The following is a 17,816-nucleotide window of genomic DNA, read 5'->3' as shown; positions in this document are numbered from 1 at the left end:
GAGGTGAATAAAATGGAAGAAAAGACAATTTTGAATGAAGTGTTAAGAGCACTAGAACTTCACTCAAACAAAATGGAAAAAAGATTTGATCAAATTGATAAAAGATTTGACCAAGTTGATAAGAAATTCGAACAAGTGGACAAGAGATTCGAGCAGGTTGAAATGCGGCTTGACCGTCTAGAGAAAAAATTTGACGGTACACGTGTAGATATTATAGAAACACAAGAAACAGTTGATTTCTTATCTAGTAAAACTATCCAACATGAGAAAAAGCTGCGTGAACTGAAAAGTGCCCTTTCGTAATTTTTTACACCTTTTCAAAAAGCCTCAAAGTTTATAATATATTCCATCAAAAATAACCTCTCCAGTAGCTTGCCCGCCGGGGGAGGTTAAATGTCTTAAAATAGTTTTTCCTCGTATAACGATTAGCCATAATTCAAAAACAAGTTCCTTCTAGAGGATGTTCAAAAAGTCCGGTAAAAATGACACTGTGAATTTCGCACGAATGCTTGTTTCTCCGCTACTCATGTATCTAAATGCATACATTCCGCTGCTCGAAACTGCGCCGCCTCGAACTTCTTGGTCCTTTTTGAACACGTACTTCTATAAAGAAATATCTAGAATTTCCGTTCCATTAACCATCTTGATAATATACTTTTTCTTAAACTAATATCGTCATTTTCCTATTTATACTTTCAAAGATGTTTTTCCCCTATAAGATTACCATCTAACATATAAAAATTACGCTTGGTTCTTGCAGCTACTTTGACATCATGAGTTACTATAAGGATCGTTGTCGCCTCCTCATTTATTTCCCGTAATATTTCCATCACTTCAAATGCCGATTTGGAATTTAACAGACTATTGCTGAAATATATCTTTATTACCGGAAGGGCGGGTAACCCTCGTAAAATCAACTTTAGAAAAAACAATCGTTGAAAGAATGATAAATATTAAACCAAATAATGCAACAATGATTACACTCATTTGAGGTGTAATAACATAATTACCTATTTTAAATGCCAACTCCTGAGCAACTAATTCGTCTGCGGATACAGATAACTTTTCTAAACTTAACGCTCTGAAAAAAGCAGTCGCATAAGTCATTGGGTTAAATAAAGAAAGGAACTGTAATCCATTAGGGAGTAAGCTAAGCGGCACATAAACACCGCATAAGAAAGTTATCGGTGTAGTTACAGCTACAGAAATGATCTGAAAAGTTTGCGCATTTTTTACAGATGCAGCCAAAAATAAACCAAAGGAGGAAAATACAATTCCAATAAGAATCATGAATGCAATAATCGCAAGTGGTGTAATTGGAGTTGTATATTTCATTCCAAAAAAATATCCAATAATCAATATTAAAATCCCTTGGAAACTAGCTATCGTTGTCGAAGATAATATCTGCCCTATAGCAATCTCCACTCTCTTGACAGGACTTACTAACACCTCTTTCATATATCCAGAAGAAATATCTTCAATTGTTGATGTAGCAATATTTAATGATGTCTGGAAAACTACGATGATAACAATTCCAGCTAAAACGTAATTCATCGAATCATTAATCGAAACACTTTTAAAAATAGTACTGATCAAATAAAGATAAAAATAAGGCATAATAAGCAGCAATATTAATTGAAGTCGATTTCTCGTAAACAATTTTATATTTCTATACATAAGAGCTGTTATCGTTCGCATTACTTTGCCTCCTTATGTCCCTTCCCGTAATTTTTAAAAATACATCATTTAAAGTTCCTTTTTTTACTTCTAAGCTAATAATTATTTTTTTATGCTCACCAACCATTTCTAAAAAAGAAGCTACTTCATTTACTTCAACAACGTATACATTACCTCGTTTTTTATATCCCATCTGATATTTTTCTAATAACTTTTCTAATCCACGTTCATTACTAGTGATAATCTCAGCAATATCTTTTGTATACTGTTTTTTTAGTTCGCTCGGCTCATCAAAGGCAATTATTTTACCGTGATCAATTATCGCAACTTTATCACTAATTTCAGCTTCTTCCATATAGTGAGTCGTTAAAAATATCGTCATATTTCTCTCCTTTTGCAGTTTAAGAATATATTCCCAAATGTTCGCTCTTGTTTGTGGATCAAGGCCTGTAGTAGGTTCATCTAAAAATAATACTTTCGGAATGTGCAGAAGGCTTCTAGCAATTTCAACCCGTCTTTTCATCCCACCAGATAAACTACTCACCATAGCCTTTTTCCATTTCGACAAATTCACGATATTTAAGACAAGATCAATACGCTCATCGACAATAGATTTAGGTACATTATAAAAAACACAATGCATGTTTAAGTTTTCTTCCACCGTCATTTTATAATCCAGTGTTGAATCTTGAAAAACAACTCCAATTACATTTCTTACGGCATTTTTGTCGGTTGCAATATCATTTCCGTCAATTAACAAATTGCCAGAAGTCTTATCCATTATTGTGCATAACGTACTAATCGTAGTGCTTTTTCCAGCACCGTTTGGTCCCAAAAAAGCAAAGATACTGCCTGTTTCAACAGTAAACGAAACATGATCTACTGCAGTAAAACTGCCATATTTTTTCACAAAATCTTCCACAACAATAATAGGCATAGTCATATTTCTCTTTCCTCCTCACTGTCCAAGTTTCTTTAGTAAATAGCTAAAGCTTCCTTTTTCCGCACCTAATGTTGTTTCCAAAATATGTGTAAAAGCAATTGCTTTTTGCATCAGTTCGGCTGGCTCCCACTGAAAAATACCTTCATCAAATAAAAAACTGGAAGACACTAACAAAACTTCAACCGTTTCTTTCGGATAAGGTGTTTTAAATATACCTTCGTGAATTCCCTGTTCAATAACCATCGTCAATATAGGAGTTAATTGTACAATTGTTTCAACTAAACTCTTTTGATGCATTTCCGCATTATTTACTTGGTGCAGCTCTTCAATCATCTTGTCTTTTCCAGATTCATCCGGGTTTTGGACCATAATAATTTGAAATATTTTTTCTGGAGCTTTTAGAGTTGGATCTGCAGCAATTTTCTCAGCCGCTTTTACTCCTATCTCAATAAATCGTTCTACAATTGCATCCATCACTTCTTCTTTAGATTTGAAATAATAATAAAATGTACCTTTAGCAATACCGACTTTTCGAAGGATATCATTGATGGTTGTTTGGGAATATCCTTTTGTTGTAAATAGCTCTTCTGCAACATCTAATATTTCTTTTTTTCTTTCTTCTGGTGATTTTGATATTCTCACATTTATTTCTCCCTCCGATAGACCGACTGTCAGTCAATAAAATAGTATCATTATTAAACTACTTTGTCAATAAGTAAATTTGGAATACTTTTTTTCAAAGTAAAACCCCTCCTAAAAATATTAGAGAGGTTTAATCATTTATTTTTTCTTTCTATTGCATACCCCTAATCCTTAACCACCGATGCTAATTATACTCGGCGGGTCGTTATCATCATCTTCTTTTTCATCATTTTCTTCATCACAATAATAATAGTACGCTTCTACTCCTAGCCCGCCTTCACTAATCATTTTGGCAATCCGTAACGCCTCTTCCGTTCGGTTTTTACCATTCGATTCCATGTCTCATTTTCTCCCTTTTCTTCTAATATATTGACGAAGTAAGGGATTAGTTACTTACTTTTTCTAGTAATAGCAACAACAAAAGGTTCAGTACTTATACAATATGGGCACTCCAGTAAAGTATCTGATAACGGAAGAACTACTTCAAAAATCATAAATAGTCCGCAGAATCTGCTTATCTTTTTATTTGAAATAAACCGAAGTAGATCGGACTTTAACATTATAAGAGGATGTTCAAAAAGTCCGGTAAAAATGACACTGCGAATATCTTCGTTGGCTTGTTTCTCCGCTACTCATGTATCTAAATGCATACATTCCGCTGCTCGAAACTGCGCCGCCTCGAACTTCTTGATCCTTTTTATTCTCCTTTTTGAATACGCACTATAAAGAAAAAACCACTCGATTAGCCATTCTTCTGAATATCCTTGAGATACCTTAATACTTATAAACCGGACTGTTCGCCAATAATGGATATCCTTCGCCCATTAACAATATGATGCTTAATATAAATTATAAATCTCTATAAATTTAGATAAAAATTTGTTACATAACTTTACCGATATATTTTAAAGGTACTTTTAAATATAAAGTTGCGATGGGATTCACCCATCGCAACTTTATATTGTTTTTTATTTGCAACATTATGACAAGATGATGCTGTCATTTTGTAAGTATCGCCAAGATCACGGAAGCCCCTACTTCATTTATTTTTGAGTTGCTAATTGATCTTTGCGAACTGCTTTTGCAGCTTCAACCATTACTTTTAGTGCCGCGATTGTTTCATCTTCTTTTCTAGTCTTTAGTCCACAATCGGGATTTACCCAAAATTGCTTTGGCGAAATTGTTTTAAGAGCTCGGTTAATATTTTGTTTGAGTTCTTCTACAGATGGAATTCTTGGACTATGAATGTCATAAACTCCAAGGCCAATTTCTTTTGTGTATGTGTTTTCTTCGAATGTCGATACCAGTTCCCCGTGGCTTCTAGACGTTTCAATCGAAATGACGTCCGCATCTAGTGCATCAATGCAGTCAAAAATATCTTCGAAGTTCGAATAGCACATATGCGTATGAATTTGGGTATCGGCTGCAACGGTTGCTGTCGCTAATCGGAATACATAAGCTGCTTCTTCTAAATATTCATCCCACTTATCTGCATCAAGCGGCAATCCTTCACGTAATGCCGGCTCATCAACTTGGATAATTTTTATATTATTTTCTTCTAATGCCTCAATCTCTTTTCGTAAAGCTAACGCTATTTGTTTCATAATTTCATAACGTGGTTTAGTGTCATGAACGAATGACCAATTCAGAATCGTAACCGGCCCTGTAAGCATTCCCTTTACTGGGCGGTGTGTTAGAGACTGAGCGTACACACTTTCTTTCACCGTAATCGGTTTTTCCCAAGATACATCACCGAAAATAAGTGGCGGTTTTACACAACGTGAGCCATATGATTGAACCCACCCATATTCTGTGACGCTGAAGCCGTTAAATTTTTCACCAAAATATTCAACCATGTCATTACGCTCAAATTCACCGTGCACGAGAACATCGATGCCAATTTCTTCTTGAATAGCAATCCAGCGATTAATATTGTCATTGACGAACTGTTCATAATCTAAATCTGTAATCTCACCTTTACGCCATTTTGTTCGTGTGCTTCTTACTTCAGGTGTTTGAGGTAAACTTCCAATTGTCGTTGTTGGAAGTAATGGTAATTGTAAACGTTCTTCTTGCAGTTTGATTCTTTCAGCAAATGGCGTATTTCGTTTTGAATCTTTTTCTGTTAGATTAGTTATTTCTTTTCTAACTACATCATTTGAACGATATGTCGCTTGTAAATTATTTAGCGCATTTTTCAGTTCATTTATTTCTCCCTGAATACTAGCTCTTCCTTCTTTTAGCCCTTTTGTTAATGTAACAACTTCTTGTAGCTTCTCATCAGCAAAAGACAGTCCACCAAGAATGACAGAATCAATTTTTCCCTCTAATGTTTTCGTTACAGGTACATGTAATAAAGAAGAGGAAGGCTGGATAATTAGTTGATCCTCATGTACAAATTGTTTAATCGTTTCTAAAATAGTTAATTTATCTTCCAAGCTTGCACGCCAAACATTACGACCATCAACGATTCCGGCAGCCAAGACTTTATCTTTTGGAAATCCATATGTTTTCAAAAGCTCTAGGGAATCTCCATGTACAAAATCAAGACCAATTGCTTTTACTGGAAGCTTACTAATTCTTTCATAGGCAAATAGTTTTTCAAAATATGTTTGGAAAATGATATTAATTCTAGGTACTTCATTGGCAAAAGCTTGATATACTTTCTCAGCAGCTTCGATCACTTCCTCATCCACTCTGCTTGAAAAAATTGGTTCATCGATTTGTACCCATGTCGCACCAGCATCTGCAAGCTCTTGTAAAATTTGCACATATAAAGGTAGGAAAGTGTTTACTAATTGTGAAAACTCTGCTTCCTGATAGCCTTTAGATAATTTTAAGTATGTGATTGGTCCAAGAATTATCGGTTTCCCGTCTATTCCTAATTTCTCTTTTGCTTCTTTATAATAATGAAGTGCACGATTTTCTACTAGATCAGGGGTTGCATCATTTAATTCTGGAACAATATAATGATAGTTTGTGTTAAACCATTTTGTCATTTCTGACGCCACGGCATCATCCACTCCGCGAGCGATTGCAAAGTATGTATCTGTATCGACCTTACCACCTGAATAGTTATAACGGTTCGGCACAATTCCAAACGTTGCGGATGTATCAAGGACATGATCATATAATGAAAAATCTCCTACTGGGATGAGGTCAATTCCCTCGTCTTTTTGTTTCTTTAAATTGTTTAGACGGATCTCGTCTGTTTTTTCGATTAATTCATTTTCAGATATATTTCCATTCCAATATGCTTCTAACGCTCTTTTCCATTCTCTATTTTCCCCAATTCGTGGATACCCCAAATTTGAACTTTTAATTTTTGACATTATTTCTCCTCCATTTGTATATAAAAATGAATTTTATTAATATATTTATGCAAAAATTCCACCCCAACATGCTGAAATTGGCACATTTTGCATCGAAAACGGCTCATCTGCGCTCAAACTGGCACATCTTTCACGAAAACGGCTCATCTGCGCTGAAATTGGCACATCTTTCCTGAAATACGGCTCATCTGCACTGAAATTGGCACATCTTGCATTGAAAACGGCTCATCTGCGCTGAAATTGGCACATCTTTCACGAAAACGGCTCATCTGCGCTCAAACTGGCACATCTTTCACGAAAAACGGCTCATCTGCGCTGAAATTGGCACATTTTGCATCGAAAACGGCTCATCTGCGCTCAAACTGGCACATCTTTCACGAAAACGGCTCATCTGCGCTGAAATTGGCACATCTTACCTGAAAACGGCTCATCTGCACCCAAACTGGCACATCTTTCACGAAAACGGCTCATCTGCACCCAAACTGGCACATCTTTCACGAAAACGGCACATCTGCAATTAAGAACCTTACTTGAGCATCTCACACCTCGACTTGAGCAACTCCCATTGATGTGTGTTTAGTTTTCTGATGAATATAGTTCACCAGTTCCACACAAATGTCATAGCGCATAAATGGTGTGATTAAATAAATACCGTTAAAATGATCCAACGCTGTGTCGAGTAACTCCTTGGAAATTGCAATACTTTCAGATGTTGCTAGTTTTCGGTTTCCAGCAGTTGCTTTCATTTGCGCTCGGACTTCATCTGTTAACTTTATACCTGGAACTTCATTATGCAAAAACTCTGCATTCTTTGTTGAAGTTAGTGGCATAATTCCTATGAATATCGGTGTTTCAATATGCGCCGTAGCTTTTTTCAATTCAATCAACTTTTCACTGCTGTAAATTGGTTGGGTTAAAATGTAGTTGGCACCACTTTTAATTTTTCTTTCCATGCGCTGAACGCCCTTTTTGACATTGGCGACATTTGGATTAAATGCTGCCGCTACGCTAAAGGAAGTTTTTTCTCGTAAAGATTTTCCTGAAAATGAAATTCCATTGTTCCCCTTTTTAATTAACTCAATTAATTTAAATGAATTCACATCAAAGACAGAGGTTGCTCCTGGAAAGTCACCAATTTTAGTTGGATCACCTGTAATTGCAAGAATCTCCGTAATTCCTAGTGTGTGAAGACCCATAAGATGAGACTGCAAACCAATTAAATTACGATCACGACATGTTAAATGAACAAGTGGTTCTATTCCGTGTTGTTGTAAAATAGTTGCCATAGCGACATTACTAATTCTTGGAGTCGCAAGTGAATTATCTGCAAGCGTAATTGCATCAACCCCCGCTTCCTTTAACGCTTTAGCTCCTTGCACATACTCCGTAATATCTAAATGTTTCGGTGCATCTAATTCTACAATGATAGTGTGGCGTCTTTTTGCTTTATCAGCTAATGTTTCTGTCTCATGCTTTCTTTTCGATAAAACTGCAACCGATTCCTTAACTTTAACTTCCTTTTCTGTAATTGGTGCTAGTTTTTTTACCCCTTCCACAAGCGCTTTAATATGTTCAGGAGTAGTTCCACAACACCCTCCGATTAATCGAACTCCTTGATTTCTGAGAGCTACTGCACAATCTGTAAAATAATTCGGTTCATTTTCGTAAAAAAGCACCCCATCCCGATACGCTGGTAAACTCGCATTTGGATATGCTGCCAAGAAAGCGCGATCCAATAAAGGTACTGACTCCAGTGAAGTTACCATTTGGGAAGGACCTAGTCGACAATTTACTCCAACTACATCTGCACCGAGCGCTTCTAACTGTTTTAACGCATCAGATAGCGTAACCCCATTTTCTAGTACACCCGGTTCATGCATGGAAACATTGGTAATGATCGGTAAATCTGTTTCTTCTCTAGCAATTTGTAAAACTGTTTTTAATTCATCGAGATTATAATAGGTTTCAAGGATTAACCCATCCACGCCCTCCAGTAGTAAACAATATAATTGTTCCCGAAAACTTCGCTTGATTTCCTCATCTGACTCCAGTAAAGTTTGTGCACCGTGAATTCCTCCAATATTTCCCAAAACATGCACGCTTCCTTTACTCGCTTTTCTAGCAATTTGAACTGCCTTTTGATTAATATTTTTCACTTGTTCTTCTAACCCATAACGTGCTAATTTAATATAGTTTGCACCATATGTATTCGTCTGAATAACGTCAGCACCTGCATTAATATACGCTTCATGCACATTTTGAATTTGCTCCGGGTGGCTCAAATTTAATTCTTCAAAGCTACGATCCACCCCATGAGAATATAAAATCGTCCCCATAGCACCATCAGCGATTAATATTCGTTTCTTTAAATCAGCTAATAAACTCAAAACTTTGCCACCCCCAATTGAGTAATTGCTTCGAAAGCTTGCTCAAGGTCAGCGATAATATCATCTTCATGTTCAATCCCAACAGAAGCACGTAGTAGACAATTTGATAATCCGTATGATTCACGCACCTCTTTTGGAATATCCATATGTGTCTGTGTAATTGGGTACGTTAAAAAGCTTTCTACTCCTCCTAAACTTTCAGCAAACGTAAAAAGTTTTAATGCTTTTAGAAACGGCGAAACAAGTGCTTCATCAATTATTTCAAAACTTAACATTCCGCTTCTCCCCGGGTAATACACATCTGTTACAAGTGGATGAGTTCTCAAATACTCAACTACTCGCTTGGCATTATTTTCATGCTGCCTCATCCGAAGGGCCAGTGTTTTCATCCCCCGAATGAGGCTAAAACAGTCATATGGTGATAACACTGCTCCGATTGAGTTATGCAAAAAAGCAAACTCTTCGTTTACTGTCTTTCCTTTTGAGATGACAACTCCTGCTAACAAATCATTATGCCCTGCTAAATATTTTGTTGCGCTATGAACGACAATATCTGCCCCTTCTTCAAGCGGTCGCTGAATATAAGGAGTGTACAGTGTGTTATCAACGATATGAAGAATCTCATGACGTTTTGTGATCACTGAGATTTTTCTTAAATCAACTGTCTGCATTAACGGGTTAGTTGGTGACTCAATGAAAATCGCTTTCGTATTATCCTGAATAAATGTTTCAAGTTCCTCATAATCTTTCCCGTCCCAATACGTAAAAGAAAAATTGTACTTTTTCTCAAACACTTCAAATAAACGATAATTCCCTCCGTATATATCACGAGATGCAATAAAATGTGATCCTTCTTCAAATAAAGCAAATACGAGTTGAACAGCCGCCATACCGGAAGATGTAGCGAATGCTTTTTCTCCACTTTCTAACTCTGCAACTGCTTTTTCTAACACATCTCTAGTCGGGTTACCAGTGCGGATATAATCATAACCGTCTTGAAGGCCAATCTCTTCATGGCGGAATGCAGTGGAAAAATAAATAGGTGTACTGACTGCGCGAAAATGTTCTTCTTTCCTGTTTCCTATTTGTACAAGAAACGTCTCTTTCCTACACGAATCCGTCATTTTATTAACCCCTTTCTTAGTAAATTTGGCAAAAATAAAAGACATCCAACATCCTCTCTATACTAAAATGGCTAGAGATAGATGTAAGATGCCTTTAGTTGTCTAATCGGCAACCTCAATATTTTTATTAAACTAAGCTTTTACTAAATCGTTTTTTCTCTGTTGCGTCAATTTGTGTAATACGACCATCATGAATCGTAATTACAACAGACCCATACTCAATTTCTTGTAAAACAGCCTGTAAATAGTCCAGTTTCACTTGATCCAGTTTGCTCAAATTCTCATCTCCCCTTTAGCTAATTGATGTAAAGTACAAGTTCTTTTCATTGGAACTTGCAAAGCTTTATCGAGAAGAGTTATATTACTTTTGGTGGTTCAATAAGTAAAAAACCCTCTTCTTATCAAGATAAGAAGAGGTTGAATATATCGTTCATTTCTCTCTCTTCTTATCTTTCAGGCACTTAGCTTGCTGGAATTGGCACAGTACTTAAAAAGTCTGTTGCCGAGGCTTCACTGGGCCAGTCCCTCCACCTCTCTGGATAAGAAAAAATAAATCTGATTAAATTGTAACTACTACTGTACACTGTTTATTATTTGTTGTCAAATGTTTTTTTAGAAAATTATATACTTATCTCAAATTCCTTCATTTTTCGATAAAGTGTACTTCTTCCTATGCCTAACTTTTTTGAAGCTTCCTTAACACTATTCGTCTCCATTAACGCTTGAGTAATCATTTTCTTTTCAACATCTTTTAATGTAAGTTCTGAAGGCATTTTCCGCTTATAATACCCTTTAATATTTCTAGGTAAGTGGCTACTTGTAATTTTTTTAGATTTTCTTCTCGATAGTAAAAAAGCACGCTCCATAATATTTCTGAGTTCTCTAATATTACCTGGCCACGGATATTCGATAAACAGTTGCATTGCTTCTTGATCAATCTGTGTTGGTCCATCTCCATACTGCTCTTGGAACTGTTTCATAAAAGTCCAAGCAAGAGTTTCAATATCTTCAGGTCGTTCCCGTAAAGGTGGAATATCAATATTTAAAACATTCAACCTGTAATAAAGATCAGATCTGAATGAATTATTATACGCAATCTCCTCTTGCAAGTTTCTATTCGTAGCTGCGATAATTCGGATATCGACTGGTCGCTCTATCGTATCTCCAAGCCGGATTATTTTTTTCGTTTCAATCGCACGCAATAAAATAACTTGAAGTTCAATTGGCATATCACCTATCTCATCTAGGAAGAGTGTACCGTTATGGGCACTTTCAAATTTCCCAATTGCTCCGCCCTTTTTCCCCCCTGTAAACGTACCTTCTGAATACCCGAACAACTCACTAGCTATTAAATCTTTCGGGATTGCTCCGGTGTTCACTGCAACAAATGATCCGTTTCTCCTACTGCTCTCTTCATGAATAGCACGGGCCATTACTTCTTTTCCAGTACCTGTTTCGCCAAGAATTAAAACATTTGCGGTTGTTTGTGCGGCAATCGTTGCCGTTTCAAGTTCATGTTGAAAGTTTATATTTTTAGTTTGAATAGTTCCAAATTGAAAGATTGAATCAAAGGTTTTTTGATAGTTAGGTTTTAGTAAAAACAATGTTTTTAATTTTGCTTCATAGGAATTGACTTCAAATTTATTTTCCATATGTTTTAACATTTGAGGAGTGAGTGTTTCGCCGTTTTGAAAGCCAGTCATTTCTTTTGCCTTTAAGCTCATATATTGAATAGTTCTATCCTCGGATAACGCAATGATTGCTTCTTCACTTATCTGTCCCCAAGCATTTAGAACAATTTCATTCAAATGACTCTTTTTGGATTCTTTAATATTTTTATACGGGCGAGGTTTTATATTATTAGCTGAGTCCCAAACAATTTTAAACTGACCATTCGATAGAGCTTTTCCAATTTTAACCGGGCGTGAAAGATGACGTTTTTCTTTATCTATACGCAATTCTCCACACGCAGTATCTATTTTTCTACCACTTATATATTGAAAAATCTTATCTATATCAAAGTTCTTTGTGTGTATGATAGCATCAAGAACTATCTCTGTTCCTAAGTATGTATTGAACATAACAGAGGAGATAGACTTTTTTTCATTAAAAAATTCATTGTAATTATTTACGAACTTTTTATTCAATGAGTTATCTAAAGACTGAAAATAACTTGCAGAACTATAGTGTCCTTTTCCGACATCTGATCCCATGGCTGCTATTTCCGTTTCTTTTGTAATCGGACTAAAAATCGGTAATGAATTAGGGTCTAGTCCCATCTGTTTATACGCTTTATAGAAGGAAAGCACACTTTGTCCTACTAGCGTTGAAAAAATAGCATCAGGTTTTTGTACGATAATATCTTGAATAATACGATGAAATTCCCTATGTCCAAAAGGTACGTATTCTTCTGCAATTATTTCACCCTTTATATCTACAACATATGATTTCACTTGTGAATTTGTTTCACGAGGGTAAATATAATCATTTCCTATTAAGTAAATTCGCTTCCCATATTCACTCATTAAGTAATCAATTAATATATGAACTTGCTGATTTGGAACTTCTCCGGTATAAAAAACATTCGGATGATCTTCTTGTCCTTCATATAATGTCGGGTAAACCAGTAAACAATTGTACTTCTCAAGTATCGGTAATACAGCTTTGCGGCAGGCAGACGTGTAACAACCAATAAACACCTTAACACCTCGTCGTGCGAGTGCCTCTGCTTCCTTTTTAGCCTTATGTGGATCAGAACAAATATCTTTAGTAATTATCTCTATGTTATGTCCTTGTCGTTGGAATTGATGGATGGCGAAGCAGGCGGCATCATATTGTCCTTTTTCAGTAATCGAAGTCGTGCCTGTCAAAGAGAATAAGAGGCCAACCTTTATTTGCACTTTAGTTCCTCCTTCTTTTATATGTCCCAAATCGGGAAAGCGGTTTCAAAATGAGACAATAATTATATTCGTTTCCATTATAATAACGTTTTTATTATAAACATTCAATCTATTAATCTACTATTCATCAAATCTTTTCATGCGATAACCATATGGGTTTGATGAAATCATTCCCCATTTAAAACACGCCTTTTTCAATAAAAAATAAAGTTGGCACGAAAGTTGCATAATTTTATAAGCAAATAGGTTCCTTACTTTTAGATTTCTTTAAAAAGAAAAGTAAGTGAGATGGGGAGGTTTCATGAAAAATGTAGAAAAAAAGTTACGTCAAGAGTTTGACAGTATCCATGAAGAGACAAAATCATTTAGAGAGGGTGATGTATACCAATTTGTAATCGCTTCAGTAAAAGGGATATCCCAAATTGTTCTGATTGAAAATGTCATTACTGGCTTAATTATTTTAGCTGCTATTACAGTCGCTTCTCCTTTTTTAGGTATCGTCACACTATTATCAGTTGTTATCGGTACTTTCGTTGCATTAATAGGTGGAGCTGATAAAAATGCAGTTCATTCCGGTTTATTCGGATATAACTCAGCTCTTTCAGGTCTTGCACTCGCGCTATTTCTAACTGGACCTTACAGCTGGATAATCGCTCTTATTGGGGCAGCTATTGCATCAATTTTAACAGCAGCGTTAATGCATTTTATCAAAGAAACTACTATACCAATACTTACTTTTCCTTTTGTGATTATCACTTGGTTTATGTTGCTACTATCTTATAAGTTAGAAGTTTTTCAATTGAGTTCTACACTCACACCGGGAACTTTATCAAATTGGACATTGAATATCACTGGGGACATAGATTGGCTAAGTGGATTTATATTGGGGATCGCCCAAATATTCTTTCTAGAGAATATAATTTCAGGCATATTACTTTTCATTGCACTTTTTTGGGCCGGATGGAAATTTGGGTTATACGCCATTATTGCAAGTGCAATGGCTCTTTTGACCGCTTTCTTACTTGGAGCTGAACATGATTTAATTTCGCTGGGATTATACGGATACAATGCAATTTTATCCATTATTGCCATCTCTATCATATTTAAGGAAACTGAAAACCGTTTTGCTTTAATCTCAGGAATTTCGGGAGCTGTATTAACTATTTTAATTACAGCAAGCTTAAGCATTTGGCTAGTTCCGTTTGGTTTACCAGCGCTAACAATGGCATTTGTACTTAGCTCTTGGATTTTTTTAGGTGCAAGAAAAGTAATGCCAAACTTTTGATTTAAATGCTTTATATTACGTTATCTTTAGGCATCAGCTTATTAAGATAAATAATAAATTTAGAAGGAGTGGTTAATTTGTCGTTATCAATTAAAGAGTTATTGGAAAACAAGGGAATAAACCCGAGAGAGGAACATCTCGAAGTTTTGGACAGACGTTGGAAAGCAATGGCGGAACTGCGTGGAGACTTAAATGGTGTAAACATTGATGATGCAGACATAGCTTTACGAAATATCCCTGGAGGTGATCATGTTGAGTAAAAATTTAGTAGGAAAAGCCGTTGAGGAATTAGCACCTTTAATTGAAAAGAAAGAAGTATCTCCTGTTGAATTAACAGAGGAAATATTAAACCATGCAGAAGCAACAGAAGGAAAAATTAATGCTTATATGGAGATCTACCACGAGGACGCAATAAAAGATGCTAAAAAAGCAGAAGAAGAAATCGCGAACGGTAATTATCGTGGCATGTATCATGGTATTCCTATGGGTATTAAGGATAACGTATATTTTAAAGATAAAGTAACAACAATGTCTTCGAAAATTCATAAGGACTTTGTTTCCGATTATGATGCAACGGTCGTTGCAAAATTAAAAAATGCTGGTGTTGTTTTTACCGGAAAAGTTAGTATGCACGAATACGCTTGGGGTATAACGAACAATAACCCACATTATGGTGCAGTAAAAAACCCATGGAATCTTGAGAAAATCCCTGGTGGTTCTAGTGGTGGATCAGGTGCAGCAGTTGCAGTTGGATCTAGTGTCGCTTCATTAGGGACTGACACAGCAGGGTCTATCCGTATTCCTTCATCTGCAAACGGAATTGTTGGGTTAAAACAAACCTTTGGCCGTGTAAGTAAATATGGAGTATATCCTTTAGCCTGGTCACTCGACCATGTCGGACCAATGACAAGAACAGTAAAAGATGCTGCCGGGTTACTACAAATCATTGCTGGGTTTGATCCAAACGACCCTACTACGGTGGATGTACCTGTTGATGATTACGTAGGAAAAATAACAGGAGATGTTAAAGATCTCGTTATCGGTGTGGAGGAAGACTACTACTTTAAAGAAGTGGATTCCGAGATTGAAAAACTCGTACGTGCGGGAATTCAAAAATTAGTAGACCAAGGTGCTAAAGTACAGGAAGTGAAGATCCCTACCCTTAAATATGCGGAATGGGCAGAGTTAATCACGTCACTATCAGAAGCTTCGGCTATTCATCATAGTGATATGTTAACAAGACCTGATGATTTCGGCCATGATATTCGTATGTTGTTTGAACTAGGCGAACTACCATCTGCTGTTGATTTCTTACAAGCACAGCAAGTTAGAAGACAATTGAAGCATGATTTCAGAAGAGCTTTTGAGCATGTCGACATCCTTGCGATGCCAACATTGCCTATCCTGCCTAATGACATTGGAGATGATTGGGCAGACCTAAACGGTAAAAAAGTTGATTTAATTGATAATATTATCCGCTTTATGGGACCTGGAAACTTAACAGGACTTCCAGCGTTATCTGTACCGTGCGGATTTAGCCAAGGGTTACCAGTTGGTATGCAATTAATGGGTCCTGCTTTTGGTGAAGCAGCAATTCTAAATGCTGGGTATGCTTTTGAACAGACAAACCCACTTGAAAATAGAAAACCCGATTTATTGGTTAACGCATAAATAAAAGTTTTTATTTATGCGGGGGCGTAGGAATTCAGCGTTTTCTGTTGATCATTCAGCGCTATTTATGATCATTCAGCGATTTTCATGATAATACAGCGATTGACGCAAAATTTTAGCGAAATAAACAAAAATCCGGCATTCAAAATAGGAATCTGCTTGCCACCAAAACGGCTCATAGATTCCTTTTTTATTAATGTCCTGGAAAGTAAATCATTTGGAGCACAAAAATAACCCCAAAGACATATAAAATTGGATGTACTTCCCTTAGCGGGAAACGCGTAGGAATTCAGCGATTTTTATTGATCATTCAGCGCTATTTACGATCATTCAGCGATTTTTGTTGATCATTCAGCGCTATTTATGATCATTCAGCGACTTTCATGATAATACAGCGATTGACGCAAAATTTTAGCGAAATAAACAAAAATCCGGCATTCAAAATAGGAATCTGCTTGCCACCAAAACGGCTCATAGATTCCTTTTTTATTAATGTCCTGGAAAATAAATCATTTGGAGCACAAATATAACCCCAAAGACATATAAAATTGGATGAACTTCCTTCCCCTTCCCACTGAAAAGCTTTAGAAGCGGATACGTAATAAAGCCAACTGCGATTCCTGTTGCAATACTAGACGTTAAAGGCATCATAATTACGACTGCAAAAGTTGGAAAGGCTTCATCAAATTCTTTCCAATTTACATTTGCTAATCCTGTCATCATAAAACTTCCAACAATGATCAGTGCTGGAGCTGTAATCGCTGATAAAGAGGATATTGCTGCAACGATTGGAGAGAAAAATAATGTAATGAGAAACAAGATAGCGACGACCAATGTAGTTAGTCCACTTTTTCCCCCAACCGCTACCCCAGAAGATGATTCAACATACGCACTCGATGGAGTTGAGCCTAATGTCGCCCCTACTGTTGTAGCAACTGCATCGGCAGTTAATGCCGCTTTTGCCTTAGGAAGCTTTCCGTCTTTCATTAAATTTGCCTGTTCCGCAACGCCAATCATCGTTCCAGTAGTATCGAATATTGTAACGAGTAAATAAGCAAACACTACCGTATATAATGAATGAGAAAAAACACCTGCAATATCTAAATCGAAAAAGACAGGTGAAGGCGGAACAGACGCAATACCTTCAATCTGTAACATCCCCATAAAATAACCTATCAAGGCCGTAATAAACATCCCAATAAACAGAGCACCTTTTACATTACGTGTAATCAAAATTAATGTAATAAGTAGACCTGTAACCGAAAGTAATGTATTAGGGTCTGTCAGTTCCCCAAATGCAACTAACGTGTCGGCATTTTCAACGACAAGCCCAGACATTTTGAGTCCAAGAAAAGCGATAAAAATTCCAATTCCTGCAGTGATCCCATATTTTAAAGCAGCCGGAATCGATTCAATAAGTATTTCACGAAGATGAGTAAATGTTAATAACAGAAATAAAATACCTGCTAGTAATACTGCTCCAAAAACGACTTGATACGTTACTCCTTGCGTCGCAACAACACTAACAAAATACGCATTCATTCCCATACCGGGTGCAATTGCGATCGGATAATTCGCCCAAAAAGCCATGATTAATGTTCCAACAACAGCAGATACAATTGTTGCTATAAAAACTTGTTCAAATGGAACACCTGCAGCTGAAAGTATAGCTGGATTAACAACAACGATATATGCCATTGTCAAAAAGGTCGTTAACCCTGCTAAAATTTCCGTTCTCACATTTGTGCCTAATTCTTTTAGTCTAAAAAAATTCTCCATGTTTTTCCCCTTTATGATGTATATGACGTTCTATTCTCTTATTATTTCCTGCTCATGCTTTTATTATCATGATAAG

General features: G+C 36.3%; 14 protein-coding genes and 1 riboswitch. Of the genes, 4 read left to right on the top strand and 10 right to left on the bottom strand.

Annotation, left to right across the window (positions count from 1 at the left end):
* Positions 1 to 12 precede the first annotated feature (12 nt).
* Complete coding sequence (locus tag SPD89_RS06265) at positions 13 to 303, top strand: hypothetical protein (RefSeq protein WP_336261100.1); 291 nt, start codon at positions 13 to 15, stop codon at positions 301 to 303.
* 558 nt (positions 304 to 861) lie between these two features.
* Here SPD89_RS06265 and SPD89_RS06260 read toward each other — a convergent pair.
* The 9 genes from SPD89_RS06260 to SPD89_RS06220 form a co-directional block, all read right to left on the bottom strand.
* Positions 862 to 1,698, bottom strand: coding sequence for an ABC transporter permease (locus tag SPD89_RS06260; protein WP_336261099.1), 837 nt, complete (start codon positions 1,696 to 1,698; stop codon positions 862 to 864).
* Entirely contained in the window at positions 1,670 to 2,620 is a 951-nt protein-coding gene (locus tag SPD89_RS06255) for an ABC transporter ATP-binding protein (RefSeq protein ID WP_336261098.1), read from the bottom strand. Before SPD89_RS06255 ends, SPD89_RS06260 begins: the two co-directional genes overlap by 29 nt.
* Before the next feature lie 15 nt (positions 2,621 to 2,635).
* Positions 2,636 to 3,262: a TetR/AcrR family transcriptional regulator gene (locus SPD89_RS06250; RefSeq protein WP_336261097.1), complete on the bottom strand. Its 627-nt coding sequence runs from the start codon at positions 3,260 to 3,262 to the stop codon at positions 2,636 to 2,638.
* 171 nt (positions 3,263 to 3,433) lie between these two features.
* Positions 3,434 to 3,601: a hypothetical protein gene (locus SPD89_RS06245; RefSeq protein WP_336261096.1), complete on the bottom strand. Its 168-nt coding sequence runs from the start codon at positions 3,599 to 3,601 to the stop codon at positions 3,434 to 3,436.
* Positions 3,602 to 4,305: 704 nt separating this feature from the next.
* Positions 4,306 to 6,594 (bottom strand): 5-methyltetrahydropteroyltriglutamate--homocysteine S-methyltransferase, encoded by a 2,289-nt coding sequence (gene metE, locus SPD89_RS06240; protein WP_336261095.1) that lies wholly within the window; start codon positions 6,592 to 6,594, stop codon positions 4,306 to 4,308.
* A 539-nt stretch (positions 6,595 to 7,133) separates the two neighbouring features.
* Positions 7,134 to 8,981 carry a bifunctional homocysteine S-methyltransferase/methylenetetrahydrofolate reductase gene (locus tag SPD89_RS06235; RefSeq protein ID WP_336261094.1) on the bottom strand — a complete coding sequence of 616 codons (1,848 nt, stop codon included), beginning with the start codon at positions 8,979 to 8,981 and terminating at the stop codon, positions 7,134 to 7,136.
* The gene (locus tag SPD89_RS06230) at positions 8,978 to 10,105 is read right to left on the bottom strand and encodes a PLP-dependent transferase (RefSeq protein ID WP_336261165.1); all 1,128 of its coding nucleotides are present in this window, start codon (positions 10,103 to 10,105) and stop codon (positions 8,978 to 8,980) included. Before SPD89_RS06230 ends, SPD89_RS06235 begins: the two co-directional genes overlap by 4 nt.
* A gap of 127 nt (positions 10,106 to 10,232) precedes the next feature.
* Positions 10,233 to 10,373 (bottom strand): YezD family protein, encoded by a 141-nt coding sequence (locus tag SPD89_RS06225; RefSeq protein WP_442961072.1) that lies wholly within the window; start codon positions 10,371 to 10,373, stop codon positions 10,233 to 10,235.
* A gap of 175 nt (positions 10,374 to 10,548) precedes the next feature.
* Positions 10,549 to 10,651: riboswitch (SAM riboswitch) on the bottom strand.
* 74 nt (positions 10,652 to 10,725) lie between these two features.
* Positions 10,726 to 13,005, bottom strand: a complete 2,280-nt coding sequence (locus tag SPD89_RS06220) for a transporter substrate-binding protein (protein ID WP_336261092.1) — start codon at positions 13,003 to 13,005, stop codon at positions 10,726 to 10,728.
* A gap of 301 nt (positions 13,006 to 13,306) precedes the next feature.
* On the opposite strand from SPD89_RS06220, the gene SPD89_RS06215 reads away from it, so the two are divergent.
* The 3 genes from SPD89_RS06215 (at position 13,307) to SPD89_RS06205 (ending at position 15,961) form a co-directional block, all read left to right on the top strand.
* A complete protein-coding gene (locus SPD89_RS06215; RefSeq protein WP_336261091.1) occupies positions 13,307 to 14,290 on the top strand; it encodes an urea transporter in 984 nt (327 codons plus the stop codon).
* A 68-nt stretch (positions 14,291 to 14,358) separates the two neighbouring features.
* Positions 14,359 to 14,550: a hypothetical protein gene (locus tag SPD89_RS06210; protein WP_336261090.1), complete on the top strand. Its 192-nt coding sequence runs from the start codon at positions 14,359 to 14,361 to the stop codon at positions 14,548 to 14,550.
* Complete coding sequence (locus SPD89_RS06205; protein WP_442961069.1) at positions 14,540 to 15,961, top strand: amidase; 1,422 nt, start codon at positions 14,540 to 14,542, stop codon at positions 15,959 to 15,961. The genes SPD89_RS06210 and SPD89_RS06205 overlap by 11 nt, the downstream gene beginning before the upstream one ends.
* Before the next feature lie 489 nt (positions 15,962 to 16,450).
* Here the strand turns inward: SPD89_RS06205 and SPD89_RS06200 are convergent, their stop codons facing one another.
* Positions 16,451 to 17,740 carry an NCS2 family permease gene (locus SPD89_RS06200; RefSeq protein WP_336261088.1) on the bottom strand — a complete coding sequence of 430 codons (1,290 nt, stop codon included), beginning with the start codon at positions 17,738 to 17,740 and terminating at the stop codon, positions 16,451 to 16,453.
* Between the last annotated feature and the right edge of the window lie 76 nt (positions 17,741 to 17,816).

Source organism: Pseudogracilibacillus sp. SO30301A, assembly GCF_037072025.1.
In the GTDB taxonomy this organism is placed as follows: domain Bacteria; phylum Bacillota; class Bacilli; order Bacillales; family Amphibacillaceae; genus Pseudogracilibacillus.
Note: the sequence above shows the minus strand (reverse complement) of the source record. Positions and strands in the feature narration are given on the sequence as shown.

Coding starts and splice junctions, on each gene's coding strand:
- SPD89_RS06230 (WP_336261165.1), bottom strand. CDS start 10,105: ATGACGGATTCGTGTAGGAAAGAGACGTTTCTTGTACAAATAGGAAAC.
- SPD89_RS06255 (WP_336261098.1), bottom strand. CDS start 2,620: ATGACTATGCCTATTATTGTTGTGGAAGATTTTGTGAAAAAATATGGC.
- SPD89_RS06245 (WP_336261096.1), bottom strand. CDS start 3,601: ATGGAATCGAATGGTAAAAACCGAACGGAAGAGGCGTTACGGATTGCC.
- metE (WP_336261095.1), bottom strand. CDS start 6,594: ATGTCAAAAATTAAAAGTTCAAATTTGGGGTATCCACGAATTGGGGAA.
- SPD89_RS06200 (WP_336261088.1), bottom strand. CDS start 17,740: ATGGAGAATTTTTTTAGACTAAAAGAATTAGGCACAAATGTGAGAACG.
- SPD89_RS06265 (WP_336261100.1), top strand. CDS start 13: ATGGAAGAAAAGACAATTTTGAATGAAGTGTTAAGAGCACTAGAACTT.
- SPD89_RS06215 (WP_336261091.1), top strand. CDS start 13,307: ATGAAAAATGTAGAAAAAAAGTTACGTCAAGAGTTTGACAGTATCCAT.
- SPD89_RS06205 (WP_442961069.1), top strand. CDS start 14,540: ATGTTGAGTAAAAATTTAGTAGGAAAAGCCGTTGAGGAATTAGCACCT.
- SPD89_RS06260 (WP_336261099.1), bottom strand. CDS start 1,698: ATGCGAACGATAACAGCTCTTATGTATAGAAATATAAAATTGTTTACG.